At 72.3% G+C, this 26,481-nt stretch carries 21 protein-coding genes, 1 tRNA gene and 1 riboswitch; of the genes, 8 read left to right on the forward strand and 14 right to left on the reverse strand.

Going from position 1 to position 26,481, the window contains the following annotated elements:
- Nucleotides 1-111 precede the first annotated feature (111 nt).
- The 3 genes from AB0469_RS09730 to AB0469_RS09740 all read left to right on the forward strand — a co-directional run bounded on the left by AB0469_RS09730 (nucleotide 112) and on the right by AB0469_RS09740 (nucleotide 3,674).
- Nucleotides 112-1,119 (forward strand): SGNH/GDSL hydrolase family protein, encoded by a 1,008-nt coding sequence (locus tag AB0469_RS09730; RefSeq protein ID WP_366450801.1) that lies wholly within the window; start codon nucleotides 112-114, stop codon nucleotides 1,117-1,119.
- Between the two features lie 153 nt (nucleotides 1,120-1,272).
- On the forward strand, nucleotides 1,273-2,493 hold the full coding sequence (locus tag AB0469_RS09735; RefSeq protein ID WP_366450802.1) for an acetyl-CoA C-acetyltransferase: 1,221 nt from the start codon (nucleotides 1,273-1,275) through the stop codon (nucleotides 2,491-2,493).
- Nucleotides 2,494-2,843: 350 nt separating this feature from the next.
- Nucleotides 2,844-3,674, forward strand: coding sequence for a hypothetical protein (locus tag AB0469_RS09740; RefSeq protein ID WP_366450989.1), 831 nt, complete (start codon nucleotides 2,844-2,846; stop codon nucleotides 3,672-3,674).
- On the opposite strand, the gene AB0469_RS09745 is transcribed toward AB0469_RS09740, so the two are convergent.
- Nucleotides 3,658-4,002 (reverse strand): hypothetical protein, encoded by a 345-nt coding sequence (locus AB0469_RS09745; protein WP_366450803.1) that lies wholly within the window; start codon nucleotides 4,000-4,002, stop codon nucleotides 3,658-3,660. The genes AB0469_RS09740 and AB0469_RS09745 overlap by 17 nt on opposite strands.
- 101 nt (nucleotides 4,003-4,103) lie before the next feature.
- Here AB0469_RS09745 and AB0469_RS09750 point away from each other — a divergent pair, with 101 nt between their 5' ends.
- On the forward strand, nucleotides 4,104-4,334 hold the full coding sequence (locus AB0469_RS09750) for a DUF4287 domain-containing protein (protein WP_042812614.1): 231 nt from the start codon (nucleotides 4,104-4,106) through the stop codon (nucleotides 4,332-4,334).
- Nucleotides 4,335-4,434: 100 nt separating this feature from the next.
- Here the strand turns inward: AB0469_RS09750 and AB0469_RS09755 are convergent, their stop codons facing one another.
- Together AB0469_RS09755 and AB0469_RS09760 are read right to left on the reverse strand one after the other, a co-directional pair.
- Complete coding sequence (locus AB0469_RS09755) at nucleotides 4,435-5,289, reverse strand: Bax inhibitor-1/YccA family protein (RefSeq protein WP_366450804.1); 855 nt, start codon at nucleotides 5,287-5,289, stop codon at nucleotides 4,435-4,437.
- 169 nt (nucleotides 5,290-5,458) lie between these two features.
- Nucleotides 5,459-5,540: transfer RNA gene (locus AB0469_RS09760), tRNA-Leu, on the reverse strand.
- A gap of 406 nt (nucleotides 5,541-5,946) precedes the next feature.
- On the opposite strand from AB0469_RS09760, the gene AB0469_RS09765 reads away from it, so the two are divergent.
- Nucleotides 5,947-6,714, forward strand: coding sequence for an ABC transporter ATP-binding protein (locus AB0469_RS09765; RefSeq protein WP_366450990.1), 768 nt, complete (start codon nucleotides 5,947-5,949; stop codon nucleotides 6,712-6,714).
- Between the two features lie 56 nt (nucleotides 6,715-6,770).
- Nucleotides 6,771-9,320 (forward strand): ABC transporter permease, encoded by a 2,550-nt coding sequence (locus tag AB0469_RS09770; protein ID WP_366450805.1) that lies wholly within the window; start codon nucleotides 6,771-6,773, stop codon nucleotides 9,318-9,320.
- A gap of 85 nt (nucleotides 9,321-9,405) precedes the next feature.
- Here the strand turns inward: AB0469_RS09770 and AB0469_RS09775 are convergent, their stop codons facing one another.
- The 9 genes from AB0469_RS09775 to AB0469_RS09815 all read right to left on the reverse strand — a co-directional run bounded on the left by AB0469_RS09775 (nucleotide 9,406) and on the right by AB0469_RS09815 (nucleotide 20,503).
- On the reverse strand, nucleotides 9,406-10,788 hold the full coding sequence (locus AB0469_RS09775; RefSeq protein ID WP_366450806.1) for a cyclopropane-fatty-acyl-phospholipid synthase family protein: 1,383 nt from the start codon (nucleotides 10,786-10,788) through the stop codon (nucleotides 9,406-9,408).
- Between the two features lie 230 nt (nucleotides 10,789-11,018).
- On the reverse strand, nucleotides 11,019-12,404 hold the full coding sequence (locus AB0469_RS09780; protein WP_042812164.1) for an NAD(P)/FAD-dependent oxidoreductase: 1,386 nt from the start codon (nucleotides 12,402-12,404) through the stop codon (nucleotides 11,019-11,021).
- Nucleotides 12,405-12,963: 559 nt separating this feature from the next.
- Complete coding sequence (locus tag AB0469_RS09785) at nucleotides 12,964-13,905, reverse strand: Ppx/GppA phosphatase family protein (RefSeq protein WP_366450807.1); 942 nt, start codon at nucleotides 13,903-13,905, stop codon at nucleotides 12,964-12,966.
- The gene (locus AB0469_RS09790; protein ID WP_366450808.1) at nucleotides 13,902-14,456 is read right to left on the reverse strand and encodes a DUF501 domain-containing protein; all 555 of its coding nucleotides are present in this window, start codon (nucleotides 14,454-14,456) and stop codon (nucleotides 13,902-13,904) included. The genes AB0469_RS09785 and AB0469_RS09790 overlap by 4 nt, the downstream gene beginning before the upstream one ends.
- A 51-nt stretch (nucleotides 14,457-14,507) precedes the next feature.
- A complete protein-coding gene (locus tag AB0469_RS09795) occupies nucleotides 14,508-14,996 on the reverse strand; it encodes a septum formation initiator family protein (protein ID WP_042812168.1) in 489 nt (162 codons plus the stop codon).
- 90 nt (nucleotides 14,997-15,086) lie between these two features.
- The gene (eno, locus tag AB0469_RS09800; protein ID WP_366450809.1) at nucleotides 15,087-16,373 is read right to left on the reverse strand and encodes a phosphopyruvate hydratase; all 1,287 of its coding nucleotides are present in this window, start codon (nucleotides 16,371-16,373) and stop codon (nucleotides 15,087-15,089) included.
- A 417-nt stretch (nucleotides 16,374-16,790) separates the two neighbouring features.
- Entirely contained in the window at nucleotides 16,791-17,528 is a 738-nt protein-coding gene (locus tag AB0469_RS09805; RefSeq protein ID WP_366450810.1) for a transglycosylase family protein, read from the reverse strand.
- A gap of 2 nt (nucleotides 17,529-17,530) precedes the next feature.
- Nucleotides 17,531-17,699, reverse strand: a riboswitch (cyclic di-AMP (ydaO/yuaA leader).
- A gap of 274 nt (nucleotides 17,700-17,973) precedes the next feature.
- Nucleotides 17,974-19,083 (reverse strand): transglycosylase family protein, encoded by a 1,110-nt coding sequence (locus tag AB0469_RS09810; RefSeq protein WP_366450811.1) that lies wholly within the window; start codon nucleotides 19,081-19,083, stop codon nucleotides 17,974-17,976.
- 127 nt (nucleotides 19,084-19,210) lie between these two features.
- Nucleotides 19,211-20,503: a cytochrome P450 gene (locus AB0469_RS09815; RefSeq protein WP_366450812.1), complete on the reverse strand. Its 1,293-nt coding sequence runs from the start codon at nucleotides 20,501-20,503 to the stop codon at nucleotides 19,211-19,213.
- Between the two features lie 121 nt (nucleotides 20,504-20,624).
- Here AB0469_RS09815 and AB0469_RS09820 point away from each other — a divergent pair, with 121 nt between their 5' ends.
- Nucleotides 20,625-21,827, forward strand: coding sequence for a globin domain-containing protein (locus tag AB0469_RS09820; RefSeq protein ID WP_366450813.1), 1,203 nt, complete (start codon nucleotides 20,625-20,627; stop codon nucleotides 21,825-21,827).
- A 298-nt stretch (nucleotides 21,828-22,125) separates the two neighbouring features.
- On the opposite strand, the gene AB0469_RS09825 is transcribed toward AB0469_RS09820, so the two are convergent.
- Together AB0469_RS09825 and AB0469_RS09830 are read right to left on the reverse strand one after the other, a co-directional pair.
- Nucleotides 22,126-23,154 carry a nucleoside triphosphate pyrophosphohydrolase gene (locus AB0469_RS09825; RefSeq protein WP_366450991.1) on the reverse strand — a complete coding sequence of 343 codons (1,029 nt, stop codon included), beginning with the start codon at nucleotides 23,152-23,154 and terminating at the stop codon, nucleotides 22,126-22,128.
- Nucleotides 23,155-23,242: 88 nt separating this feature from the next.
- Nucleotides 23,243-23,869 carry a SurA N-terminal domain-containing protein gene (locus tag AB0469_RS09830; protein ID WP_366450814.1) on the reverse strand — a complete coding sequence of 209 codons (627 nt, stop codon included), beginning with the start codon at nucleotides 23,867-23,869 and terminating at the stop codon, nucleotides 23,243-23,245.
- Nucleotides 23,870-24,046: 177 nt separating this feature from the next.
- Here AB0469_RS09830 and AB0469_RS09835 point away from each other — a divergent pair, with 177 nt between their 5' ends.
- Entirely contained in the window at nucleotides 24,047-26,473 is a 2,427-nt protein-coding gene (locus AB0469_RS09835; RefSeq protein WP_366450815.1) for a YfhO family protein, read from the forward strand.
- Nucleotides 26,474-26,481 lie beyond the last annotated feature (8 nt).

Genomic DNA, 26,481 nt, shown 5'->3' on the forward strand with positions numbered 1-26,481 from the left:
AGGGGACTCCACGGGTTCTCCGGGAGGTCCGGCCAGAGTATGCGGAAAGGGATTGGCCGACCGGCAGTACGGGGCAGGAAGGTCAACACGACCGAGGAGGTGGCCTGAGAGGTGTCCAGGGCGAGAACGGCCCGCCGGATCGCGGCGGGGGCAGCGTACGGCGGGGGCGGACTCGGGCTGGTCGGTGTGGCCGCGGTGGGGCTGGTGCTGGCGGAGGTCCAGTTCGCCAAGCGGACGGTGGGGACGGGCCTGCCGGACCCGCCGCGCGCGGACGGTCTGTACGGGAGCGAGTTCGGGGGGCCGGAGCTGAGCCCGGGGCCGCTGCGGATGGCGATGCTGGGCGACTCGACGGCGGCCGGACTGGGCGTGCGGCGGGCCCGCCAGACGCCGGGGGCGCTGCTGGCGTCGGGCCTGGCGGCGGTGGCGGAGCGGCCGGTGGAGCTGCGGAACGTGGCCCTGTCGGGGGCGAAGTCGGACGACCTGGACCGCCAGGTGTCGCTGTTGCTGGACGGGGACCGGCCGGCCCCCGACGTGTCCGTGATCATGATCGGGGCGAACGACGTGACGCGGCGGATGCCGCTGACGCAGTCGGTGCGGCTGCTGACGGGCGCCGTGCGGCGGCTGCGCCTGGCGGGGTCCGAGGTGGTCGTCGGCACCTGTCCCGACCTGGGCACGATCGAGCCGGTGTACCAGCCGCTGCGGTGGATGGCGCGCCGGGTGTCGCGGCAGCTGGCGGCCGCGCAGACGATCGGTGTGGTGGCGCTGGGAGCGCGGACGGTCTCGATGGGGGACATGCTGGGGCCGGAGTTCGCGGCGAACCCCCGGGAGATGTTCGGCCCGGACTCGTACCACCCCTCCGCGGAGGGCTACGCGACGGCGGCGATGGCCGTCCTGCCGACGCTGTGCGCGGCGCTGGGGGTGTGGCCGGAGTCGGACCGCCTGGACGTGTCGCGCAACGAGGACATGCTGCCGGTGGCGCAGGCCGCGTCCGCCGCGGCGGGCGAGCCGGGCACCGAGGTCACGGCGGGCCGCGGCCCGTGGGCGCTGCTCAAGCACCGGCGCCGCCGCCGTCTCCCGGCGGACGCCGTCCCGGAGCCGGCCTCCCCGTCGCCCTCCTGACGCGGGGGCGGGCGTTTCCCCCTCCCCGGCGCCGGGGAGGAGGACACTCCGGAGCGACGGGCATCACACGCCCGCCCCGGTGACCCCGACCGTACGGGGCGGTAACTTCGCTTGCGGTCCCGCAACGACGCACGCACACCCCTTGGAGTCCCGATGCCCGAAGCCGTCATCGTTTCCACCGCCCGCTCCCCCATCGGGCGCGCCGGCAAGGGGTCGCTGAAGGACGTACGGCCCGACGACCTGACCGCCACGGTCATCCAGGCCGCCCTGGCCAAGGTCCCCGGGCTGGACCCGCGCGAGATCGACGACCTGATGCTCGGCTGCGGCCTGCCCGGCGGGGAGCAGGGCCACAACCTGGCACGCATCGTCGCCGTGCAGATGGGCATGGACTACCTGCCCGGCACCACGATCACCCGTTACTGCTCCTCCTCCCTGCAGACCTCCCGCATGGCGCTGCACGCCATCAAGGCCGGCGAGGGCGACGTCTTCATCTCGGCCGGCGTCGAGACGGTGTCGCGGTTCGTGAAGGGCTCCTCCGACGGCCTGCCGGACACCCACAACCCGCTCTTCGCGGACGCCGAGGCCCGTACGGCCGCCGTCGCGCAGAGCGAGGGCAGCGACTGGCACGACCCGCGCGCGGACGGCCTGGTCCCCGACGCCTACATCGCCATGGGTCAGACCGCGGAGAACCTGGCCCGCCTCAAGGGCGTGACCCGCCGGGACATGGACGAGTTCGGCGTGCGCTCGCAGAACCTCGCCGAGGAGGCCATCAAGAACGGCTTCTGGGCCCGCGAGATCACCCCGGTCACCACCCCGGACGGCACGGTGGTCAGCAAGGACGACGGCCCGCGCGCCGGCGTCACCCTGGAGGGCGTGGAGGGCCTCAAGCCCGTCTTCCGCCCCGACGGCCTGGTCACGGCGGCCAACTGCTGCCCGCTGAACGACGGCGCCGCCGCCCTGGTCATCATGAGCGACACCAAGGCGCGGGAGCTCGGCCTGACCCCGCTGGCCCGCATCGTCTCCACCGGCGTGACCGCCCTCTCCCCCGAGATCATGGGCCTGGGCCCGGTCGAGGCCTCGAAGCAGGCGCTGAAGCGGGCCGGGCTGACCGTCGGCGACATCGACCTGTTCGAGATCAACGAGGCCTTCGCCGCGCAGGTCATCCCGTCGTACCGGGACCTGGAGATCCCCCTGGAGAAGCTGAACGTCAACGGCGGGGCCATCGCCGTCGGTCACCCGTTCGGGATGACCGGTGCCCGGATCACCGGCACCCTGATCAACAGCCTCCAGTTCCACGACAAGCAGTTCGGCCTGGAGACGATGTGCGTGGGCGGCGGCCAGGGCATGGCCATGGTCATCGAGCGCCTGAGCTGAGCCGGCCGCGCGCCGCGGCTGAGACGTAGGCGACACAGCGCAGAGTGAGGGGTTCGGCACTGCTCCAGCCGGGCCCCCAGCTGCCGCAAGGGATCCTCTAGATCCATACGGTGTACTGACATCAGGTCTAATCCCGTCGCGGCCGACCTGTGACCGAATCTCCCCCAGGATGTGACCTTTGTCCTGGGGGATCGGTATTTGCCCAGGTCAGACGTCATCCCCCTAGGGCCTCCAGGACGAAAGACCTGTCCAATTCATGACGTAATGCACTGCACGCCATTCCCAGCACAGGACAAGCTGATGTAGGAAGTCGGGGGATCGAATCAATCAGGAGTTAGTCAGTGAGCGCCATGTCTCTTGCCCTGCTGCTGACCACGGCCGCTGCCACGGCCGTGGGCGCTGCTGCGCTGCACGCCGTACACGAACTGCGCAAGCAGGTCACGGCCCTGCGCGATGAGCTCGCCCTGCCGGCCCACGCCCGCGGCGCGAGCGTCCCGCACGCCCGCAGCGCCGCCGAGTCCCCCGCCGCCGAGATACGAGCCGCCGTGGCCGCCGCCCTCGCCGAGGAGCGCGAGCGCGAGCTGGCCGAGGCGCGGGCCTTCTGGGCCGCGCAGGAGGCCCGCGACGCCGCCGACGCTTCCCCCCGCTTCGCGGGGGACGCCCCCACCTCCCTGCTGGGCGGGCTGACCGGGCTGGGCGAGGACGGCCCCGTCTTCCTGCCCCGGCAGGCGGACCTGGTCGGCCTGGAGCCGGTCCTGGGCGACGACCTCGCCGACGAGTACCCGGAGGACTCGGCCGAGCTGGCCGCGGCCCGCCGGCGCCACCCCTCGCACCCCGACTTCGTCCCGGTCCAGCCGCACCCCGGCGCCGACCACGAGCGCACCGTCAGCCGCCTGGAGGAGCTCGCGGAGGCCCGTACGGCCCTCGCGGACGTCCGCCCGGGCCCGCTGGGCACCCTCGACGTGTACGTCTTCACGGACGGCACCACGCTGTGCATGACCCCGGGGCACCGGGAGACGGCGGAGCGCCTCGCCGAGGCCCTGCGCTCGGGCACGGCCCCGGTCCTGCTGGGCGGCTCGGGCATCTCCGGCGCCTACGCGCTGACCTTCTCCTGCGGCGACTCCGAGGACCCCGACAGCAACGTCTACATCCTCGCGGACCGGGTCATCGCATCGCTCTGACTTCCACCCGCTCCACCAGCGCCACGGCCTCGTCCAGCATCGCGGACGGGGCCTTCGCGCTGTCGGGGCCCGCGGTGCGCAGCGCCTCGGCCAGGTCCAGCCCGGCCACCGCCAGCTGGTCCCCGACGACGAACACGCCCTCGTCCGGCATCACGCGCGCCGGAGCCGCCCCCGAGGGGTCCTCCAGCCGCTGCGCCGCCGCGGCCAGCTCACGGGCCAGCTCCAGGGCCTCCGCGGCGGCCCCGCGCTGGAGGCGGCTCTGCGGGGCGGCCCGCAGCCGGTCGGCGAAACGTTCCACGGCGGCCGTCAGGGGCGAGGTATCGAGCACCCGGCCGACCTTACGCGCCGCCCGGGCACCATTGCCAACGGGCGAACTCTCCGGCACGGTGCAGTGAAGGGAACAGTACGGCGATACCCCCGGAGGCGCCCATGTCCGTTGAGTTCTCCGAGCAGACCCACCGCAACATGATCGACAGAATCCCCCAGACCACCGGTCGTGAGATCTCCGACTGGCTCCGCACCGTCGACGAGGGCCCCTCCCTCCTCCGGTTCGAGGAGAAGGTCAACTGGCTGCTCGGCGCGCACGAGCTGTCGCACGGCCAGGCGAAGGCGATCGTCCACGAGTACGGGCTGCGCAGAGCGGCCCGCCGGTTCGGCTGAACCCCGGCCCCCCTTCCCGGCACCACCCCCGAGATGCGGGAAGGCCCCGCGAGCACCGCTCGCGGGGCCTTCCCCGTACCACCGTGGGCTACCGGTACGACTAGTCGTCGCCGGAGAGGATCTGGAACAGGCGCAGCAGCTCCAGGTAGATCCACACCAGGGTCATGGTGAGGCCGAAGGCCGCCAGCCAGGCCTCCTCGCGCGGGGCGCCGTAGGTCACACCGTCCTCGACCTGCTTGAAGTCCATGGCGAGGAAGCAGGCGCCGAGGACCACGCCGACGATGCCGAAGACGATGCCGAGCGGGCCGCTGCGGAAGCCGAGGCCGTCGCCGCCCCCGAACAGCATGAACAGCGAGTTCGCCAGCATCAGCAGGACGAAGCCCAGGGCCGCGGCCATCACGAAGCCGGTGAAGCGGCGGGTGACGCGGATCCAGCGCATCTTGTACGCCACCAGTACGGCGGCGAAGACGCACATCGTGCCGAGCACCGCCTGGATGACCACGCCGGCGCTGAGGTAGTAGCTGGTCGCCGCGGAGATGATGCCGAGGAAGAAGCCCTCGAACGCCGCGTAGGCCAGGATGATCGCCGGGGACGGCTTGCGCTTGAAGCTCTGGACCATCGCGAGGACGAAGGCGACGAGCGCCGCGCCCACGCCGATGCCGTAGGACTTGCCCAGGTTCGCCGGGTCGACCGGCAGGGCGAGCCAGGCGATGGTCGCGGTGACGATCAGGGTGCCGAGCGTCATGGCCGTACGGCTCACGACGTCGTCGATGGTCATCGTGGTGCCGCGGGCCGGCGCCGCCGGCATGCCCGTGTTCGGGTCGATGGCGTAAGGATTCGTCGCGTACGGGTTGGTCGCGGTCCCGGCCTGCGCGTAAGCCGCGTCGAAGCCCGCGTGGCCGCCGTTGTCGCGGCTGAACCCCCGTCGCGAGAAGACCGGGTTACTGCTCCTCATCTCACTCCTCCATGGCCACCGGGCGCGGCCTTGCGTCAAGGGTAATGCGTTCGCAAAGAAAGCACCCTACTGCTGGAGGAGGATCTTAGGAGAAGACGCGGCGAAGCGCCGGGGATAAACGGAGGGACCCCGGGAGTGGCGTGACGGGAGCGCGGTGCGGCTGCGGAAGTGCCCGGAGCCGGACTTGAACCGGCACGGCCCGAGGGCCAGCGAGGTTTAAGCTCGCCGTGTCTGCATTCCACCATCCGGGCAGGGCGCAGCGGGCCCCGTGGCAAAGCCTTGAACGCTGCGGTGAGCCTATCCGTAACACCCCGCCCGCCAGTGGCACGTCTATCCGATGTTGTCTGATTTTATTGGTGATTGAGTGGGCGTCAGAACCGATAAGTCACGGTGGGCAGCGCTGGGGACGACACCGTGCCCCGCCCCGGGAATGACGTGATTTCGCTGCCCCGCGCCACCCCGGGCCACCCCGCCCCACCGGCCCGCCCCCGGGGCTCCCGTCATACCAGAGGAGGAGACGACCACTCCCCTGGTCAGACTCCAGTGGGCCGTCGAACGGGCACCTCGGCTGATCCCCCGGGGGTAAGGACGAGGTGAGGATGGAAGGGTTCCGCCACCGCGCAGCAGACCCGCTCGACAGGAGTCCCCGTGACCGCCATGAACTACGCCCCGCAGCACACCGCCCAGGCCGTGGCCGCCCGTGCCACGCAGCTCTCCAAGGTGTACGGCCAGGGCGAGACCCAGGTGGTCGCGCTGGACAACGTCTCCGTGGACTTCGGCCGGGGCCAGTTCACCGCGATCATGGGCCCCTCCGGCTCCGGCAAGTCGACCCTGATGCACTGCGTCGCCGGCCTGGACACCTTCTCCAGCGGCTCGGTCCGCATCGGCGACACCGAGCTCGGCAGCCTCAAGGACAAGCAGCTGACCCAGCTGCGCCGCGACAAGATCGGCTTCATCTTCCAGGCGTTCAACCTGCTGCCGACCCTGACGGCCCTGGAGAACATCACGCTCCCCATGGACATCGCCGGCCGCAAGGCGGACAAGCAGTGGCTGGACACCGTGGTGGACATGGTCGGCCTCTCCGGCCGCCTCTCCCACCGCCCCACGCAGCTCTCCGGCGGCCAGCAGCAGCGCGTGGCCGTCGCCCGCGCCCTGGCCGCCCGCCCCGAGATCATCTTCGGCGACGAGCCCACCGGCAACCTCGACTCCCGCTCCGGCGCCGAGGTCCTCGGCTTCCTGCGCAACTCGGTGCGCGAGCTCGGCCAGACCGTCGTGATGGTCACCCACGACGCGGTCGCCGCCTCCTACGCGGACCGCGTCATCTTCCTCGCCGACGGCCGCATCGTCGACGAGATGCACGCGCCCACCGCCGACGGCGTGTTCGACCGGATGAAGGCCTTCGACGCCAAGGGCCGCACCAGCTGATCGGTCACTGACCACCGAAGCCACGAACAGACTTCCAGCCCAGGACTGATAACCCCATGTTCCGTACCGCCCTGCGCAACGTCCTCGCGCACAAGGCCAGGCTGCTGATGACGGTCCTCGCCGTCACGCTCGGCGTCGCCTTCGTCTCCGGCACCCTCGTCTTCACCGACACCCTCGGCAAGGCCCTCTCCGGCCAGTCCGCCAAGAGCTACGACGGCATAGCCGTCTCCGTCACCTCGTGGGGCCCCTCCCGCACCGACGACGGCACGAAGGAGGGCGAGCCGGGCATCAGCCAGCAGACCCTGGAGAAGGTCAAGGCCGTCAAGGGCGTCGACACCGTCTCCGGCCGCGTCTCCGGCTTCGCCGGCGTGGGCGACGAGAACGGCAGGCTGATCGGCTCCGGCTGGGCCAACAAGGGCTCCAACCACGTCCCCGTCAAGGACGGCAAGGACCCCCGCTACACCTTCACCGACGGCGCCGGCCCGGCCAAGGACGACCAGATCGCCCTCGACAAGGAGTCCGCGGCCAAGGGCGGCTACAAGGTCGGCGACAAGGTCCGCGTCGCCACCAACGGCCCGGTCAAGGAGTTCACCCTCACCGGCGTCTTCACCACCGAGGACGGCGCCGTCAACGCCGGCGGCAGCCTGGTCCTCTTCGACACCAAGGTCGCCCAGGAGCTCTACCTCCAGCCCGGCTTCTACGACGAGCTCGCCGTCACCGCCAAGGCCGGCACCTCCGCCGACCAGCTGCTCACCGACATCAAACCGCTGCTCGACGCCAAGCACACCAAGGCCCAGACCGGCAAGGAACTCGCCGCCCAGCAGGCCAAGGACATCGAGAAGCAGATGAGCAGCTTCAGCACCATGCTGCTCGCCTTCGCCGGCATCTCCCTGTTCGTCGGCGTCTTCCTGATCTACAACACCTTCACCATGCTGGTCGCCCAGCGCACCAAGGAACTGGCCCTGCTGCGCGCCGTCGGCGCCAAGCGCGGCCAGGTCATGCGCTCGGTCCTCGCCGAGGCCCTGGTCATCGGCGCCACCTCCGCCGCGATCGGCCTGGCCGCCGGCATCGGCCTGGCGGTCGGCATGCGCTCCCTGATGGACTCCATCGGCGCCAAGATCCCCGCCGGGGACCTCGTCGTCGCCCCGGGCACGATCGTCGCCGCCCTGCTCATCGGCGTCGTCGTCACCACCGTCGCCGCGCTGCTGCCGGCCTGGCGCACCGGGCGGATCGCCCCCGTCGCCGCCATGGGCAGCGCCCACCTCCCGGCCACGGCGAAGTCCCTGGTCGTGCGCAACGTCCTCGGTTCGCTCATCAGCCTCGCGGGCATCGGCGTGGTCTTCCTCGGTGTGTCGATGGGCGGCGACGGCCGCATGGTCATCGGCGGCGGCGCGGGCCTGATGCTCATCGGCATGATCGTGCTGCTGCCGCTGCTGTCCCGTCCGGTCATCGGCGCCGTCCGCCCGCTCCTGCACAAGGTGTTCGGCGTCCCCGGCAAGCTGGCCGCGCAGAACGCCGTGCGCAACCCCCGCCGCACCGCCGTCACCGCCGCCTCCCTGGCCATCGGCCTCACCCTGGTCACCACCCTGTCGGTGCTCGGCGTCACCATGGGCACCGCCGTCGACCGGATGAGCACCGACAAGCTGAAGGCCGACTACAAGGTCTCCATGGCCGGCGGCATCGGCGGCCTGGACAAGTCCGTGACCGAGACCCTGGCCAAGGCCCCCGGCATCAAGGCGGTCTCCCCGCAGGCCGACGGCTACTTCAAGGTCGGCGAAAGCTTCCGCTCCGTGTCCGGCGTCAACCCGGCCACCATCGGCGAGCTGCTGAACATCGAGGTCACGGCCGGCTCCCTGGGCAGCCTCGGCAAGGGCGAGGTCGCGGTCGCCGAGAGCACCGCGAAGAAGCAGGACCTCACCGCCGGCTCCACGCTCCAGGTCCGGTTCGAGGACGGCCAGAAGGGCGACCTCAGGATCGGCGCGGTCTACAAGGACCTCGAGGGCCTGCTGTCCCCGTACGTCATGGACAACAAGGTCCTGAGCGCGCACACCGACCAGCAGTACGTCCGCGAGGTCTACGTCAACGCCACCGCCGGCGACTCCAAGGCGGGCCAGCAGGCCGTCATCGACGCCCTCGGCAAGAACCCGGCGATGACCGTCGCCACCCGGCAGGACATGCGCAACGAGATGGGCGGCATCATCAACACGATGCTGAACGTCATGTATGGCCTGCTCGGCATGGCGCTGATCATCTCGGTGCTCGGCGTGGTCAACACCCTGGCGATGTCCGTCTTCGAGCGGACCCAGGAGATCGGCATGCTGCGGGCGATCGGCCTCGACCGCAGCCGGGTCAAGAACATGATCCGCCTGGAGTCCGTGGTGATCTCGCTCTTCGGCGCGGTCCTCGGCATGGGCATCGGCCTCTTCCTGGCCTGGGCCGTGGGCTCCACCCTCGCCAAGTCGGTGCCGAACTACGAGCTGGTCCTCCCCTACGGCCGCCTCGGCGTCTTCATCCTGCTGGCCGCCGTCGTGGGCGTCCTGGCCGCCATGTGGCCGGCCCGCAGCGCCGCCCGGCTGAACATGCTGACCGCCATCAAGACCGAGTAGTCCGGGAGCGGACGGCGACACGGAAGGGCCCCGGGGCGACACGCCCCGGGGCCCTTCCCGTTCCCGCCCGGCCGGGCGTACGGGGCTACGCGCCGCCCCAGACCCGGGAGCGCAGCGGCATCCCCGAGAGCCCGCGGCCGCCCGGCTTGACGGCCAGGATCTGGTTGACCCCGAGGCGGGCGTGCTCGAAGCCCAGCGCGGAGGCCGCCATGTAGAGCAGCCAGACACGGGCCCGGCCGGGCGAGGTGAGCCGTACGGCCTCGTCCCAGTGCTCCTCCAGCCGCGCCACCCAGGCCCGCAGGGTCAGCGCGTAGTGCTCGCGCAGCGCCTCCACGTCGCGGACCTCGAAGCCGGCCTTCTCCAACTCGCCGACGGTGGAGCCCACCGGGGAGAGCTCGCCGTCGGGGAAGACGTAGGCGTCTATGAACTCGTCGATCTCGTAGGCCGCTTCGTCGGGCTCCGGGGGCCTGCCGATCTGGTGGTTGAGCAGGCGGCCGCCGGGGGCCAGCAGCGCGTGCAGGATGCCCGCGTACTCGCGGTAGCGCTCGGAGCCGACGTGCTCGGCCATGCCGATCGAGGAAATCGCGTCGTACGGGCCGTCCTTGACGTCCCGGTAGTCCTGCACGCGGATCTCGATCCGGTCGGTCAGGCCCTCCTCGGCGATCCGCTTGCGGGCGTACGCGGCCTGCTCGCGGGAGAGCGTGATGCCGGTGACCCGGACCCCGTACTCGCGGGCGGCGTGCAGGGCCATGGAGCCCCAGCCGCAGCCGACGTCGAGCAGGCGCTGCCCGGGCCTCAGGTCGAGCTTGCGGCAGACCAGGTCGAGCTTGTCCCGCTGGGCGTCCTCCAGCGTGCCGTCCCCGGTCCAGTAGGCGCACGAGTAGACCATCGACGGGCCCAGGACCCGCTCGTAGAACGTGTTGCCCACGTCGTAGTGGTGGCTGATGGCGTGGCGGTCGCGGCTCCTGGAGTGGCGCAGCCCGCCCTGGCGGACGGCCTCCTCCGGGGGCGGTGCGGGCCGGGTCCACGGGCGGGCCAGGGCCACGAGCTCCCGTACCGCGGCCCGGGCCGCGGGGTCGCGCAGCAGCGCGGCGGTGCCGGCGGCGCCCGAGGCGCGCGCGGCGAGCTGGGGGCGCAGCGCGGCGATTTTGGCCAGGCCGGCGCGGGGGCGGCGGGCGGGAGCGGGCGCGGCGGCGGGCTCGCGCTCCCAGACCAGGCCGGCCACCCTGTCCAGCGTGTCGAACAGGTTGCCGTCGATGGTGAGGTCACCGGACACCCAGGCGCGGGCGAGGCCCAACTCGCCCGGCTTCCACAGCATGTGGCGCAGGGCGCGCCGGTTGTTGAGGACCAGGGCGGGGCCGGCGGCGGGGCCGGCCTCGCTGCCGTCCCAGGCCCGTATGCGGACGGGCAGGGGGGCGCCCAGCAGGGTCTCGGCAAGGGCTGCCAGCCGCGGCGCGGCGTCGGTCATCGAGGCACCTCCAAGGTGTTCCGACCAACCGGCTACCCATATCCGAACGGGGCCATTCTCCGCCGAATCACACCTGGACCGCACCTTGAGCCCCCCTTGACCGGGCCGTGCGCCGGAGCCCGCGCGGGGGCTCGCGACCGGGTCCGGGCACGCCGAAGGGGCCGCCCGCACCACGGATGGCGGGCGGCCCCTTCGGGGTCGTGCTCAGGAACCCGGCGGAGTGCTCCGGGTCAGGAGGCCTTGGCCTTCGCGGCCGGGGCAGCGGCGGCGGCCGGAGCCGGCGCCGGCTTGGCGGCCTCGTAGAACTCCTCGCGCGGGGTCTCCAGGGCGCCGAGGGCGACGACCTCGCGCTTGAGGAACATGCCGAGGGTCCAGTCCGCGAAGACGCGGATCTTGCGGTTCCAGGTCGGCATGGCCATGCCGTGGTAGCCACGGTGCATGTACCAGGCGAGACGGCCCTTGAGCTTGATCTTCATCTTGCCCATGACGATCATCGCCACGCCCTTGTGGAGGCCGAGGCCCGCCACCGCACCCTTGTTGGAGTGCTCGTACTCCTTCTGCGGGAAGCCCCGCATGCCGGAGACCACGTTGTCGCCGAGGACCTTGGCCTGGCGCAGCGCGTGCTGGGCGTTCGGCGGGCACCAGGCGTTCTCGACGCCGGCCTTGCGGGAGGCGACGTCCGGGACCTGGGCGTTGTCGCCGGCGGCCCAGATGTAGTCGGTGCCCTGGACCTGGAGGGTCGGGGCGGTGTCCACGTGGCCGCGCGGGCCGAGCGGCAGGCCGTAGCGGGCCAGCGCCGGGTTCGGCTTGACGCCCGCGGTCCACACGATGGTGTTGGAGTCGACCTCGAGGCCGTTCTTCAGCACCACGTGGCCGTCCACGCAGGAGTCCATGGACGTGTTGAGGTAGATCTCGATGCCGCGCGACTCGAGGTGCTCCTTGCCCCAGGTGCCGAGCTTGGGCCCGACCTCGGGAAGGATCTTGTCGGCCGCGTCGACCAGGATGAAGCGCATGTCCTCGCGCTTGATCGTGGAGTAGTACTTCGCGGCGTCGCGGGCCATGTCCTCGACCTCGCCGATCGTCTCGGCGCCGGCGAAGCCGCCGCCGACGAAGACGAAGGTGAGGGCCTTGCGGCGGACGTTCTCGTCCGTCGTGGACTCCGCCTTGTCGAGCTGCTCGAGGACGTGGTTGCGCAGGCCGATGCCCTCCTCGACGCCCTTCATGCCGATGCCCTGTTCGGCCAGGCCGGGGATCGGGAAGGTGCGCGAGACGGCGCCGAGCGCGATCACCAGGTAGTCGAAGGGCAGCTCGTACGCCTCGCCGACGAGCGGCGTGACGACGGCGACCTTGCGGTCCTGGTCGATGGTGGTGACCCGGCCGGTGAGAACCTCAGCCTTGGGCAGCACGCGTCGCAGCGGGACGACGACGTGCCGAGGCGAGATGCTGCCTGCGGCCACTTCGGGGAGGAAGGGCTGGTAGGTCATGTACGAGCGCGGGTCGACGACCGTGACGGTCGCCTCGCCGTAGCGCATCTTCTTCATGATGCGCTTGGCTGCGTACAGGCCTACGTACCCACCTCCTACAACGAGGATCCTGGGACGCTCCGTGGTGCTCATGAGATGAGTATCCAGCACCCCAAGGGGTGATGCTCGTGAGCCCCTTCACAAGGAGCTGGGAGACCTCTGCTACACTGCGCGCCCCGCGTGACCCAGATCATGGCACGCAACGGGAACCACGGTGTAACGGGATTCGTTGTTCACCCGCCCTGAACTGGCCTCCAAGGCCTCAACCGGACTGGACCACTGGGTTTCGTCCTTACCTCTGATACGAAACCCGTGGCGCCCGCGCATCGCACAAACAGGTGCTGAAACGGCCCTGCGACCCTCAAGAACCCCTCGAAGGGCCCCCTTGTTGACGCCGGTGGCCCTTTTTCCTTGTGAAGAACTTCACGAACCTGGTGCCGAGGAGGGCCTTTTCGGCCTCCCGGGAGCCCCCGCACTGCCCTCGCACTGCCCCCGCACCGGGCGTGCTCCCCCGCCCCACCAGCCACTCATCGGGTGGAACGCGAGATTCGGCCACAGCCCCGGACGACGACCGCCGCAGGAACGGCCTCGGACGGCTCGAGGGGGCGTCCGGACCCGGACGCCCCCTCGTACATCCCCGCCGGTGGACCGGTCAGGCCACGGACCAGGCGATGCCGTCCAGGATGTCGTGCTCGGAGACCACGACCTCGGCGGCGCCGGTGCGCTCCATGATCGCGAGGAGGACGAGGGCGCCGGCGCCGATCACGTCGACCCGGCCCGGGTGCATCACCGGGATCGCCGCGCGCTCGGCGTGGCTCGCCGTCAGCATCCGCCCGCTGATCTCGCGGACCTGCTCGTAGGAGATCCGGGAGTGGTGGATCCGCTCGGACTCGTACCGCTCCAGGCCCAGGGCGATCGCGGCGACCGTGGTCACCGAGCCCGCCAGGCCCACCAGGGTGCGCGCCCCGCCCAGCGGGACCGTGGCGGCGGCCAGGTCCAGGGCCGCCTCGATGTCGGCGCGCATGGCGGCGATCTGCTCGGCGGTCGGCGGGTCGGTGACCTCGCCGTCCACCACCAGGTGGCGCTCGGTCATCCGCACGCAGCCCACGTCGACCGAGCGGGCGGCGCGCACGTGCTCCTCACCGACGACGAACTCGGTCGAGCCGCCGCCGATGTCCACCACCAGGAACGGCTTCTCCAGGTGCGCGGTGCCGGTCAGCTCCCTGGTGGCGCCGGTGAAGGAGAACTCCGCCTCCTGCTCGCCGGAGATCACCTCGGGCTCCACGCCCAGGATCTCCAGCACGCCCCGGACGAAGTCCTCGCGGTTCTCCGCGTCGCGCGAGGCCGAGGTGGCCACGAACCGGATCCGCTCGGCACCCAGCTCCTTGATCACGGCGGCGTACTCGCGGCAGGCCGCGAAGGTGCGCTCCAGCGCCTCCGGGGCCAGCCGGCCGGTCCGGTCCACGCCCTGGCCCAGCCGGACGACGGTCATCCGGCGGTCGAGCTCGACCAGCTCGCCGGTGGCCGGGTCGCAGTCGGCGACGAGGAGGCGGATGGAGTTCGTACCGCAGTCGATGCCCGCGACCCGGGTCATGCGGACTCCTCCTGCGGCTCCCCGTCCTTCTTCTCCCCGCACGGGGTGACGCAGGCGCCCTTGGCCCACCACTCCGGCAGCATCGCCAGGGCCTCGTCGCCGAACGGGTTCACCCCGGGGCCGGCCGCCAGCGAGTGCCCGACCAGCACGTGCAGGCACTTCACCCGGTCCGGCATGCCGCCGGCGCTCGGGAAGCCCTGGAGCACCTCGATGGCGTCACGGCGCTCGATGTAGTCCTCGTGCGCCCTGCGGTACGCGGCGGCGAGCTCCGGGTCCTCGGCCAGGCGGGCCTGCATCTCCTTCATCACGCCGTTGGCCTCCAGCGTGCCGATCGCGGAGGCCGCGCGCGGGCAGGTGAGGTAGTAGAGCGTCGGGAAGGGGGTGCCGTCGGGGAGGCGCGGGGCCGTCTCGACGACGTCCGGCTGGCCGCAGGGGCAGCGGTGCGCGATGGCGCGCAGCCCGCGCGGCGGGCGGCCGAGCTGCTGCTGGAACGCCTCGATGTCGGCGTCGGTCGGCTCGGTCCGGTCGGTCTGGGGCGGGGGCGTCTGCATGCCTGGAGGAAGTCTCTTCGTTCGGTCGTACGTGACGGTCTTGAGGGTGGTTCAGTCGCCGGGACGGTCGGCCTTGTCGACGCCGTCCCAGACGTTGGAGTACCAGGGGCGGTCGGACCCGCCCTGGCCGCCGCGGCGGTGCTCCGCGGCCGCGGCCCCGGGGTCGGTCATGATGTAGCCGATCTCCCCCGGGCGCAGGAAGTGCAGGTGCCTGCGCGCCTGCTGCTCCGCGTAGGCGGGGTCCTGCCAGCGCGCCTTCTCGTCGCGGAGCTGTTCGAGGCGCTTGCGCGCGGTGGCGGCCGCCCGCTGCTGGTCCGCGATCTCCGAGCGCTGGGACACGTACTGGCGCATCGGATACGCGAGGGCGACGACCAGCGTACAGAGGACGAGCACCAGCAGCGCCGCCCGGCCGGTGAGCCGGCTGCGGCGCACCTGCCGGCGGGACTGCGAGCGGTAGACGTGGGCCGCGGTCCGCTCGCCGAGCTGCCGGAGCCTGGTCGCCGTGGAGAAGGTGGAGAACCGATCCCGGTTCCCGGCCATTGGTCCGCCTCCCCTGGTGCGCGCTACGCAATACGTCCCCGCACACGGTACGGGACCGAGTGCGGGGACGTAGGGAGGCTAGGCGAGGACTCAGCCCTTGAAGCGCGGGAAGGCGCTGCGCCCGGCGTACACCGCGGCGTCGTCGAGGATCTCCTCGATGCGCAGCAGCTGGTTGTACTTGGCGACGCGGTCCGAGCGGGCCGGGGCGCCGGTCTTGATCTGGCCGCAGTTCACCGCGACGGCGAGGTCCGCGATGGTGACGTCCTCGGTCTCGCCGGAGCGGTGGGACATCATGCACTTGAAGCCGTTGCGCTGGGCCATCTCGACGGCGTCGAGGGTCTCGGTCAGCGAACCGATCTGGTTCACCTTGACGAGCAGGGCGTTCGCGGAGCCCTCCTCGATGCCGCGGGCCAGGCGCTCCGGGTTGGTGACGAAGAGGTCGTCGCCGACGATCTGGACCTTGGAGCCCAGGCGGTCGGTGATGGTCTTCCAGCCGGCCCAGTCGTCCTCGAACAGCGGGTCCTCGATGGAGACGAGCGGGTACGCCTCGACGAGCTCGGCGTAGTAGTCGGTCATCTCGGCGGCCGAGCGGGACTGGCCCTCGAACTCGTACTTGCCGTCCTTGTAGAACTCGGACGCGGCGACGTCGAGCGCGAGCGCGATGTCCTTGCCCGGGGTGTAGCCGGCCTGCTTGACGGCCTCGATGATGAGGTCGAGCGCGGCGCGGTTGGACTCCAGGTTCGGGGCGAAGCCGCCCTCGTCGCCCAGGCCGGTGGACAGGCCCTTGGCGTGCAGGACCTTCTTGAGGGTGTGGTAGACCTCGGCACCCCAGCGCAGCGCCTCGGAGAAGGACTCCGCGCCGATCGGGGCGATCATGAACTCCTGGATGTCCACGTTGGAGTCGGCGTGCGACCCGCCGTTGAGGATGTTCATCATCGGAACGGGCAGCAGGTGCGCGTTCGGACCGCCGAGGTAGCGGAAGAGCGGGAGGTCCGAGGCCTCCGACGCGGCGTGCGCGACGGCGAGGGAGACGCCGAGGATGGCGTTGGCGCCGAGGGAGCCCTTGTTGTCGGTGGCGTCGAGGTCGAACATGGCCTGGTCGATCAGGCGCTGCTCGGTGGCGTCGTAGCCGACGAGCTCCGGGCCGATCTGCTCGATGACCGCGAGGACGGCCTTCTCGACACCCTTGCCCATGTAACGGTTGGGGTCACCGTCACGGAGCTCGATGGCCTCGAAGGCACCGGTGGAGGCGCCGGACGGAACGGCAGCACGGCCGGTGCTGCCGTCGTCGAGGCCCACCTCGACCTCGACCGTGGGGTTGCCTCGGGAGTCCAGGATTTCCCGGGCTACGACGACGTCGATGGACGGCACGAGCATCTCCTTCTGGGATGTGACGCTGGGTGTGCGGTGGCGTGGGGCCTTGGACGGCCTCGCCGACTAGAGCCTAACCGGCTCCGGGCGGTCGGCCGGCCGACCGCCCGGGTCCTGGGACGAAAAAGGGACCGAATACCCGCCTTCCAGGACATAGGACCCCGGAAAAGTGGAGCCGTGACGGGCCTCTGACGCGCCATGCCCTCCCGCGGCGCGGGTTCACGGGACCCGGCGCCGGGCATGCGGGGGCGCGGCCCGGGCGTGCGGGGCCCGGTCCGTGCGGCGCGCGGGCGCGGCCCGGACATGACGACGCCCGGCGCGCGAAGGGATGCGCGCCGGGCGTCGATGCCACGGGCCGTGCCGGGGGTGGTGCTCAAGCGCGCGCCGGCCCCGGGGGCCGGCGCGCGGGTGTTACGCGGGAGTTCAGCTGAGCTTCAGCTTCTGGCCCGGGAAGATGAGGTCGGCGTCCTTGACGGTGTCCTTGTTCAGGTCGAAGAGCTTCTCCCAGCCGCCCTTGACGCCGTTGGCCTCCGCGATGGTACCGAGGGTGTCGCCCTCCTGGACCGTGTAGGAGCCGTTGCCGGTCGCCGGGGTGCCGCCCTTCGGGGCGGACGGCTTCGACGGGGCCGGCTTGGACGGGGTCCAGTTGCCGGAGCCGGAGCCGGTGCTCTTGGTCTCGGTGTCGGCCTTCGGGGTGGAGGGCTTCGCCGGGGCGGGCTTGGCCGGGGCCGGCTTGGTCTCCGGCTTCGGCTTGGCCGGGGTGGTGGTCGAGCCGCCGCCGTTGTAGGCGGAGTTGGACAGGCCGACGCCGCAGGACGGCCAGGCGCCCTTGCCCTGGCCCTTGAGGACCTTCTCGGCGATGGCTATCTGCTGCGACTTCGTGGCCTGGTTGGCCTGCGCGGCGTACGCCTTGCCGCCGTACGCGGCCCACGTGGAGGCGGAGAACTGGAGGCCGCCGTAGTAACCGTTGCCGGTGTTGATGGACCAGTTGCCGCCGGACTCGCAGGAGGCGACCTTGTCCCACTCCGAGACCGTGGCGGCGCTGGCGGAGCCGGCGGCCATCAGCGGGGCGGCGACGGCCACACCGGCGACACCGGCGAGCGTGACGATGCGGACGGCCTTGGAGCCGCGGCGGTGCTTGCCCTTGCCGGAAAGCAGCATGGAGTTCTCCTCACCGACGCCTTCGAGGTGAGCTGTCGGGTTCGGGCGGATGAGTTGCCCGGCCGCGCAGTTGCGCGTCTTCACCCCTAGCCGGTACGCGGACCGTCTCTCAACGGCCTTTCCCGGCGCCTACCTTGGTTCCCCCGCTCCTGCCAACGGCGCTTGCGCGACGACTGTTCCCTCCGGCCGCCGGCAGGATTCGGCGATGCGGTCGAAGGAGCCCGCGGTGGCGGGCGACTCAGAAGGTAGGCAGGTCTCTCCCCGATGTTCAACGTGTGATTTTGGGGAGAAACCGGCCTACTTGCCATCCTCGGGAGTGCGTTTGCGCAGGTCGGAGCGGGGTTTGCGGAAGTTCCGGAATGAGACACGCCAGTTGTCCGGAAGAGATGCATGTCTCACTTGCCGATAACAGACATTCAGCCCTTATCGACTGCCCGAACTACCCCTATTTCTTGGTTAGATCCAGGTTCTGGCCGGGCTTGATGAGGTCCGCGTCCGTGCCGATGACCTGCTCGTTGGCCTTGTAGAGGGCGCTCCAGCCCCCCTTGAGGCCGTTGGCGTCCGCGATGGCCGCGAGGCTGTCGCCCGGCTTCACGGTGTACACGGGCTCCGCGGCGGCGGCTGACGCCGTGCCAGGGGCCGCGGGCACCTCGATCGCGGCGGGGCCGCGGTGCTTGCCGTTGCCCTCCGACGCGCCGGGGGCGGGAGTGGCCGAAGGGGAGGGCGTGGCACCCGGGGTTGCCGGGGCCGTCGGGTCGACCGGGGCGGTCGGGGTGCCCGGGGTGGTCGGATTGGCCGGGTTGCCCTGGTTGTTGGAGTTGCCCTGATTGCCCTGGTTTCCCTGGCCGTTCTGGTTGCCCTGACCGTTCCCGTTGCCCGGGTTGCCCGGGTTGCCCGGGTTGCCCGGGTTCGCCGGACCGGTGGGCGGGACGGTGGGTCCGGTGCTCGGGGTGGGCGGCACGGCGTAGTCCGGCTCCGGCATGACGGGCAGTCCGCTGGTGGCACCCAGCGGGTAGTCCGGCAGCACGCTCGGGCCGGGCGCACCGGGCGCCGGGGTGGGCGCTCCGAAGTCCGTGGAGGACTTGCCCTTGCCGGTGTCGGGCACCGAGAAGTCGGGCCGGACCGGGCTGGGGGCGACCGGCCCGGGCGTCTTGCCCGTGTCCACGTCGGGCTTCGGCCCGTTCTTGGACAGCCCCGCCGAGGCGGAGCACAGCGACCACGCCTCGGGGCCCTGGGACTCCAGCACCCGCTCGGCGACGGCTATCTGCTGCGAGCGGCTCGCCAGGTCGGGGCGCTCCGCGAACTCGAGCCCGCCCGCGTTCTTCCACTGGTCCAGGGTGAACTGGAGACCGCCGTAGGTCCCGCCGCCGGAGTTGGCGCTCCACGTGCCGCCGCTCTCGCAGTCGGCGACCTTGTCCCACGTCGCGGTGTCGGCCGCGCTCGCGCCCGTGGCGGCGAGCAGCGGCAGGGCCAGCGCGGAGCCAGTGACTCCGGCGGTGACGACGATGGCGGGGACCTGACGGGGTCGTCTGTGGCGGCCGTTCCCGGGAAGCATGTGCCTGCACCTTTCGTATAACGGCGGGGTAACGGCAGAACCTAGCCGCCTTCGAACGGATGTCACAAGTTGGGCCGAAGACTGAATTCCGGTCAGTTCCGCCGCCCCGCCGGGCTTCGCACGCGCCTCAGGCGTTCGGGACTGTGAAGCGGACGGGGAGGGTGCGCAGCCCCCGCATGATGAGTCCGCCGCGCCAGCGCAGGTCCGTAGGGGGAATGGCAAGTTCCAGATCCGGCAGACGCTTCAGCAAAGTCGCGAGCGCCGTCTGGCCCTCCAGGCGGGCGAGCGGGGCCCCCAGGCAGTAGTGGATCCCGTGGCCGTATCCGAGGTGCTGATTGTCACTCCGGGAGAGATCGAGCGCGTCCGGGTCGGCGAAGCGGGCGGGGTCGCGGTCGGCTGCCGCGAGAACCACCAGGACGGGGTCGCCGACGGCGATGTCCTGCCCGCCGAGGGTCAGCGGCTGGGTGGCGAACCGCCAGGTGGCCAGCTCCACCGGGCCGTCGTAGCGCAGCAGCTCCTCGATGCCCGTCTCCAGCAGGGCGGTCTCGCCCGCCGCGAGGGAGTCCTGGAGGAGGGCACGCTGGCCGGGGTTCATGAAGAGGGAGTGGACGCCGTTGCCGATGAGGTTCACGGTCGTCTCGAAGCCGGCGAAGAGCAGGATGAAGGCCATCGCCGTCGCCTCGGCCTCGGTGAGGTGGTCGCCGTGGTCGCTCGCCCGGATCAGGTCGGAGATGAGGTCATTGCCCAGATCGTCCCGCTTCCGGTGGATCAGTTCCCCGAGATAGGTGCGCATCCGCTTCACCGACCGGGCGACCCCGCCGCGCGGACCGCCGCCGTGGCGGATCATCATCCCGGCCCAGTCGCGGAAGTCGTCCTGGTCCTCGCGCGGTACGCCGAGCATCTCGCAAATGGCGTAGATGGGGAGCGGGAAGGCGAACTCGTGGATGAGGTCCGCCTCCCCCTTTCCCGCGGCCTGGGCCTTTTCGACGATGGCGTCGATGAGGTGGTCGGTCAGCTCCTGCACGCGCGGGGTGAACTCCGCGACGCGGCGCGGGGTGAAGGCCTTCGACACCAGCCGGCGCAGCCGGGTGTGGTCCGGCGGGTCGATGTTGAGCAGGTGGGTCATCAGCTCCGCCTTGCGCTCCCCGGGGATCCCGGTCTTGCCCTTGGCGTGCGCCGGCTCCGCGTGGTGCGCCGGGTTCTTGCTCAGCCGCTGGTCGGCGAGGGCCTGGCGGGCATCGGCGTACCGGGTCACCAGCCAGGCCTCGACCCCGCTGGGGAGCTGGGCGCGGTGCACCGGGGAGTGCTCGCGCAGCCAGGCGTAGGCGGGGTAGGGGTCGGTGGCGAACTCCCAGTCGAAGAGGGTCGGCGCCGGGGGGACGGAGGGGGCGGGCGGGGTGTCGGGAGTCTGCTCGTGCACCCGTCGACGGTATCCCGGCTCGCTACCGGCCATCCCTTATGGCCGGTTCGTCGCGGCTGTCCGCAGATCGGCCATCACTTGACGACCGCTTGTCGGACATTCCTACTTCCGTCCTGTGGATGTGAGGATCTTGAAAAGCAGCTTCGCGGTGGTGGAGAGACGGGCCGAGCACGCGGTCAAGTTCTTCTACTCCCACCTCTTCTGGCACAACCCCGGGATCCGCCGGCTCTTCCCGGACTCCTCCGAGGACATGGAGCGCCAGCGCGACCGCCTCTTCGCCGCGCTCACCCATGTCGTCTCCCACCTGGAGGGCGAGACCCTCCTCCCCTATCTCCGCGACCTCGGCCGCGACCACCGCAAGTTCCTGGTCGGCCCCGAGCACTACGCCGCCGTCGGTGCCAGCCTCCTCGCCGCCCTCGCCGCGACCTCCGGCGCGGCCTGGACCCCGGAGGTCGAGAAGGCCTGGAGCGAGGCCTACCAGGTGATGGCCGACGCCATGACGGCCGGCGCCGCCGCGAGCGAGGACCCGCCCTGGTGGGACGCGGAGGTCGTGCGCCACCTGCGGTACGGGGAGGACATCGGCGTGCTGACCCTGGCCCCGCACGCCCCGCTCCCCTACCGGCCCGGCCAGTACGTGAGCGTGAGCAGCGAGCGGGTCCCCACCGCCTGGCGCACCTACTCCCTCGGCAACGCCCCCCGCCCCGACCACACGGTCGACCTCCACGTCAGCCGGATCGAGGGCGGCCGGCTCAGCACCGCCCTGGTCCGCGAGATCCGGATCGGCGAGCCCCTGCGGCTCAGCGCCCCCGCCGGACGGCTGACCCTGCGCCGCGCGGACCGGCCCGTCACCCTCATCGCCGCCGGAACCGGCTGGGCCCCCGTCCGGGCCATGCTGGAGGAGCTCGCGGAACACCCTCCCGATCAGGACGTACGCCTCTTCCTGGCCGCCCGGGACGGCGCGCACCTCTACGACCGGCCGTGGATCGACGCGTACGCCGCCGCCTTCCGCTGGCTCGGCGTCACCTACATCACCCCCGCCCCCGGCCGCCACCGCAACCAGGCCACCGCCCGGCTGGCCACCGCGCTCGGCAACCGGGCCCTGTGGCCGGAGCAGGACGTCTACCTGAGCGGCCCGCCCGTGTTCATGGAGGAGACCGCACGCCTGCTGGAGCAGCTCGGGGCCCGCCCCGACCGGCTCTTCCACGACGTCGTCCCCGTCACCGGCGCCGCCCGGGGCGAGCGGCCGCTGGGCTTCGGCGAGTGGTTCCTGCACCGCCCGGCCCCGCACTGGCACAACCCGTCGGACCGCGCCCCGCGCGGCTAATGCTTCCGCACCGCCAGAAGACATGTGGCGCGGCGGCAGACCGCGCACCCCGCGCCTCATGCCTGTGCGTCCCCGGAAGGCATGTGACACCCACCGGCACGCCTGCGCGGCTGCGACTAACGCCTCCGCACCAACGGAAAGCATGTGACACCCACCGGCGCGCCCGCGCGGCCGCGACTAACGCCTCCACACCAACAGAAAGCATGTGACACCCACCGGCGCGCCCGCGCGGCTGCAACTAACGCCTCCACACCAACAGAAAGCATGTGGCGCGTACGGGAGACCCCGGTGCGGGCCGTTACTCGGCCACGCCCTCCGCCGCCCGGATCGCGTCCCGGTAGACGCGGGCCGCCGCGCGCAGCGCCGTCTCGGGGTCGGTCCCCGCCGCCTCCGCGCGCGCCGCCAGCGCCAGCAGCTCGTACCCGACGCCCTCGCCCCGCGGCAGCTCCACCGGCACCCCGCCCGCACGGGCCCGGCCCGCCAGCTTCGCCGCGAGCGCCAGACCGGGCTGGCCCAGCGGGATTCCGTCGGTGACCGACTCCCGCTGCTTCTCGACCGCCTTGGTCGCCTGCCAGTGGGCGCTGACGTCCTCCGGAGACTCGGCCGTGGCGTCCCCGAAGACATGGGGGTGGCGGCGGACCAGCTTGTCGACCAGGTCGCCGGCGACGTCGTCGATGGAGAACGCCTCCGCGTCCTCCCCCTCCTCCCCCTCCTCCCCGGCGTCCGGGCCGCCGCCCTCCTCGGCGATGCGCGCGTGGAAGACCACCTGGAGCAGGACGTCCCCGAGCTCCTCGCGCAGCGCGTCCCGGTCGCCGTCCTCGATCGCCTCCACCAGCTCGTACGCCTCCTCGATGGCGTACTTCACCAGCCCCTCGTGGGTCTGCCGGGAGGTCCACGGGCAGTCGCGCCGCACCCGGTCCATGACCTGCACCAGGTCGAGCAGCCGCGCGCCCGGCAGGTCGTACGAACCGGGCAGCAGCTCCAGGTCCGGCATGGCCACCCGGCCCGAGCCGGCGAGCCGGGCCAGGCCGTCGGTCAGCCGCCGGTCGCCCTCGCCGCCCGGGATCACCACGATGGTGCGGCCCCCGGCGCAGGCATCGACGAGAGCGTGTGCGTCGGGGGCCTCGTGCGCCACGTCCACCCCGGCTTCGCGCAGGTACGGAAGCTGCGGGTGGCCCGGGTCCGCGCACAGCACCCGGTCCGCGGCGTGCAGGGCCTGCCAGGCCGGCCAGGACAGCAGTCCGGGGGCGACCCGGTGGCTGGCGGTCAGCAGGACGATCCGCCCGGCGTCCCCCGCGCCCTCCGCGGAGGCGGGGGACGCGGGGATCGCGGCGGAGGCGGAGGTGTCGGCGGGTTCGGGGGCGGGTGCGGCGGTGTGGTCGGTCACCCTCCGAACCTACCCCCGCCCCGGGGCGTCAGGCTCCGGCGGGGGCCGCCTGCTCGGGCATCGTCCTCTGGGTGATCCACGGGGTCTGCTGGTCGCCGAGCAGGATCTGCTTCTCGTCCCAGCGGCCGTAGCGCGGGTTGACCTCGATGTGCAGGGCCCGGGCGGCCTCCCCCAGCTTCACCAGGGCCTTGTCCTGGCTGCCGTAGTGCGCGAAGAGCTTGTCGCGCAGCAGCTTGAAGCGGGTGTCGGCGTCGATCTGGTCCGGGGCCAGCTGGGCCTGCTCCAGCGCCGCCGCGGCCAGCGCCTTCTCACCGCCGACCTGCTGGAGCTGCGCCTTGCGGACGTCCTCGATCTCCTTGGTGCTCACGCCCAGCCCGGCGTCGTCCGCCGCCCGCTCCAGCACCGCGGTCTGGATCATCTTGTTGAGCTTGAGCCGCTCCAGCCCGGCGGTCGCGGCGATCAGCCGGGCCCCCTGCTCGGAGCGGTTCTGTGCGGCGCGCACGTCTTTCACCTGTGTCTGGAGCGCGGTGGTGGTGATGCGCTCGCCGCCGACGACGGCCGCGGTACCGGGACGGGTCCCGCCCGAACAGGCGGCCAGCAGGGGAGCCGCCGCGAGCAGGGCGACGGATACGGAGAGCGCTGTGCGACGGTGCAAAGGAGCCTCCAGGGCCGGGGGATTGTGCGTCGGTGCACAAGGCCGTGCGGTGATCGATGGTATGCAGTCGGAGTGGCCCGAGCCACTGCTTCGACCAACGATTCCCGGGGTGTTGGGGGTGCGCGTTCACCCCCCGGCTACCGCCGGGCCCGACGCTCCTGCGAAGGTCGCCTCACCATGTCGACATCGCAGCTCGCTCCGCACCACAGTCCGGAGCGCCCCGCTCCGGCCCCCGTCCGCCGCTCCGGGCGCCGTCCCGGACTGCTCGGCTCGGCGTTCGCCGCCCTGGTCACGGCCGTGGCCGTGTGCTCCGGGGACGCCGTCGCGCGGGTCTTCCCCTACGGATCCCGCCACCGCAGCGTCAACGACCTCGGCAACCAGTTCGTGCCCTTCCACGCGCACCTGTGGGACCTGCTGCACGGGCGGGCGCGGGGCGGACTCCTGTTCAACTGGCAGTCGGGCTACGGCACCAGCTTCCTGCCCGACCTGGGCACGTACCTGACGAGCCCCTTCGCCCTGCTGGTGGGGCTCTTCCCGCGCCACGACATCGACCTCGCCGTGTACGTGGTCACCGTCCTCAAGATGACGGCCGCGGCCGCCGCGATGGCCTGGCTGCTGCGCACCCAGCGGCCGGGGCCGTGGTGGGCGGCGGGGCTGCTGGGGGCCTCGTACGCGCTGTGCGGCTGGTCGGTGATCGAGGCCTCCTACAACCCGATGTGGCTGGACGGGCTGGTCGCCTTCCCGCTGCTGTGCCTGACCGGGGAGTGGGCTCTGCGCGCACGGCGGCCGCTGCTGGGGGTGCTGGTGGTGGCCGTCTCCTGGACGGCGAACTTCTACACCGCCTACATGGCCACGCTGGGCGCGGCGCTGGTGCTGGTGGTGCGGGTGGTGCTGACGCGGGAGGGGGCGCGGGAGCGGGCCCGGGTGGTCGGGCGGGCGGCGGTCACGACCGTGCTCGGCACGGCCCTGACCGCGCCGCTGCTGGTGCCGCTGTTCCTGAGCTCGAAGCAGGCCTATCCGGGGTGGTCCAAGGAGTTCTCCCCGGTGCCCTGGTCGGACCTCTTCGCACGGCTGATGCCGGCCACGTACTCCTTCGGCTCCCCCGCCCTGTTCGTCGGCACGGGGACCCTGCTGCTGGTGGCGGCCCTGCCCTTCCACCGGGCGCTGCCGCTGCGCACCCGGCTGTGGTGGGCGGGTCTGGTGGCGGCGGTGCTGCTGTCCCTGCAGTGGGCGCCGACCCATCTGGCCTGGCACGTCTTCGCGACGCCCAACGGCAGCCCGTACCGGCAGACCTTCGTGCTGGCCGGGATAGCGGTGATCGCCGCCTGGACGGGGCTCGCGGCCGGGCTCCCCGGCGTACGGGCGCTGGCGGCCGGGGCCGGCGTACTGGCGGCGGCCGCCGCCTGGGCGGCCGGCAGCGCGCTGTCCACGGGCTGGGGGTACGCCCTGTTCTGCGGCGGGCTGGCCCTGGCGGCGGGCGCCTGGTGGGCGCTGCGCCACCGGCGGCTGGTGCTGCCGGCGGCGGCCGTGCTGGCGGCGGCGCTGGTGGCGCAGGCCGCCGCGACCACGGCGTACGGGCACAAGGGCAAGCTGGCGGGGCTGGACGACTACCCCTCCTGGGGCCGCGCGAACACCTCGCGCGAACGGGCGCTGACCCGGGCCGACGGCTGGCCCGCCTACCGCACCGACGCGGGCCGGCCCGCGCTGTCGGGCAACGACCCGCTGCTGCTGGGCGGCGAGGGCGGCTCGTACTACAGCAGCCACACCCCGGAGGTGTTCACCCGCACGATGGCGGCGCTCGGCGCGGGCTGGACCTCGCGCGGGCGCAGCGTGCAGAGCCTGGACAACCCGGTGACGGACGCCCTGTTCTCGGTCGGGGCGCGGCTGAAGGCGGACGGGAAGGTGGTCCGCGCGGAGGCGCTGCCGCTGGTCACCGTCCGGCCGGCCGGGCCGCCGCCGCAGTTCGGCGAGTCCCCGTTCGCCAACCAGGAGCTGCTGCTGGGGGCGAGGGTGTACGAGGAGCCGGTCGCGCCCGGGGTCTGCCGGTCGGGCACCGACCCGTTCCTGTGGGCGCCGGAGTACAGCGGCTCGGCCAGTCTCGCGGACGGCCGGCCCTCCCGGATGAACGGGACCCAGCCGAAGAACCGGGCGGCGCTCCAGCCGCTGGGCCGCTCGCACGGCCCGTCCTCACAGCTCGTCTTCGACCGCCGGGCCCCCGACCGGTGGACGCTGGGCTGCCTGGACCGCTCGAAGCTCACGGCGGCGGTGGCCGCCCTGCGCGCCTCGGCCGCCACCTCGGTACGGGTGTCCGACGCGGGCCTGACCGCCACCCTGCCGGCCGGCAGCACCGGCACGGCGGTCGTGGCGGTCCCGGCCGTCGCGGGCTGGAGCTGCGAGGGGCGCCCGGCCGGGTCGCGGCTGGGGCTGCTGGCCGTGCCCCTGGACGGCCGCACCACCACCCTGCACTGCGGGTTCACCCCGCCGGGGCTGCTCCCGGGCGCGGGGCTGGCGGGGCTGGCGGGGCTGGCGGTGGCCGCGCGGGCGGTCCTCGGGCGCCGCCCGGCGTACCTGGCGGGGCTCCGGCGGCTCGTCCGGCGCGGCTGAGGGGGGGC

The organism is Streptomyces sp. NPDC093801, from assembly GCF_040701585.1.
Taxonomy (GTDB): Bacteria; Actinomycetota; Actinomycetes; order Streptomycetales; family Streptomycetaceae; genus Streptomyces.

Coding starts and splice junctions, on each gene's coding strand:
- AB0469_RS09785 (WP_366450807.1), bottom strand. CDS start 13,905: ATGACCCGGGTCGCGGGCATCGACTGCGGTACGAACTCCATCCGCCTC.
- AB0469_RS09835 (WP_366450815.1), top strand. CDS start 24,047: ATGTCGACATCGCAGCTCGCTCCGCACCACAGTCCGGAGCGCCCCGCT.
- AB0469_RS09755 (WP_366450804.1), bottom strand. CDS start 5,289: ATGAGGAGCAGTAACCCGGTCTTCTCGCGACGGGGGTTCAGCCGCGAC.
- AB0469_RS09810 (WP_366450811.1), bottom strand. CDS start 19,083: ATGCTTCCCGGGAACGGCCGCCACAGACGACCCCGTCAGGTCCCCGCC.
- AB0469_RS09740 (WP_366450989.1), top strand. CDS start 2,844: ATGTCTCTTGCCCTGCTGCTGACCACGGCCGCTGCCACGGCCGTGGGC.
- AB0469_RS09735 (WP_366450802.1), top strand. CDS start 1,273: ATGCCCGAAGCCGTCATCGTTTCCACCGCCCGCTCCCCCATCGGGCGC.
- AB0469_RS09790 (WP_366450808.1), bottom strand. CDS start 14,456: ATGCAGACGCCCCCGCCCCAGACCGACCGGACCGAGCCGACCGACGCC.
- eno (WP_366450809.1), bottom strand. CDS start 16,373: ATGCTCGTGCCGTCCATCGACGTCGTCGTAGCCCGGGAAATCCTGGAC.
- AB0469_RS09795 (WP_042812168.1), bottom strand. CDS start 14,996: ATGGCCGGGAACCGGGATCGGTTCTCCACCTTCTCCACGGCGACCAGG.
- AB0469_RS09775 (WP_366450806.1), bottom strand. CDS start 10,788: ATGACCGACGCCGCGCCGCGGCTGGCAGCCCTTGCCGAGACCCTGCTG.
- AB0469_RS09765 (WP_366450990.1), top strand. CDS start 5,947: ATGAACTACGCCCCGCAGCACACCGCCCAGGCCGTGGCCGCCCGTGCC.
- AB0469_RS09780 (WP_042812164.1), bottom strand. CDS start 12,404: ATGAGCACCACGGAGCGTCCCAGGATCCTCGTTGTAGGAGGTGGGTAC.
- AB0469_RS09770 (WP_366450805.1), top strand. CDS start 6,771: ATGTTCCGTACCGCCCTGCGCAACGTCCTCGCGCACAAGGCCAGGCTG.
- AB0469_RS09750 (WP_042812614.1), top strand. CDS start 4,104: ATGTCCGTTGAGTTCTCCGAGCAGACCCACCGCAACATGATCGACAGA.
- AB0469_RS09805 (WP_366450810.1), bottom strand. CDS start 17,528: ATGCTGCTTTCCGGCAAGGGCAAGCACCGCCGCGGCTCCAAGGCCGTC.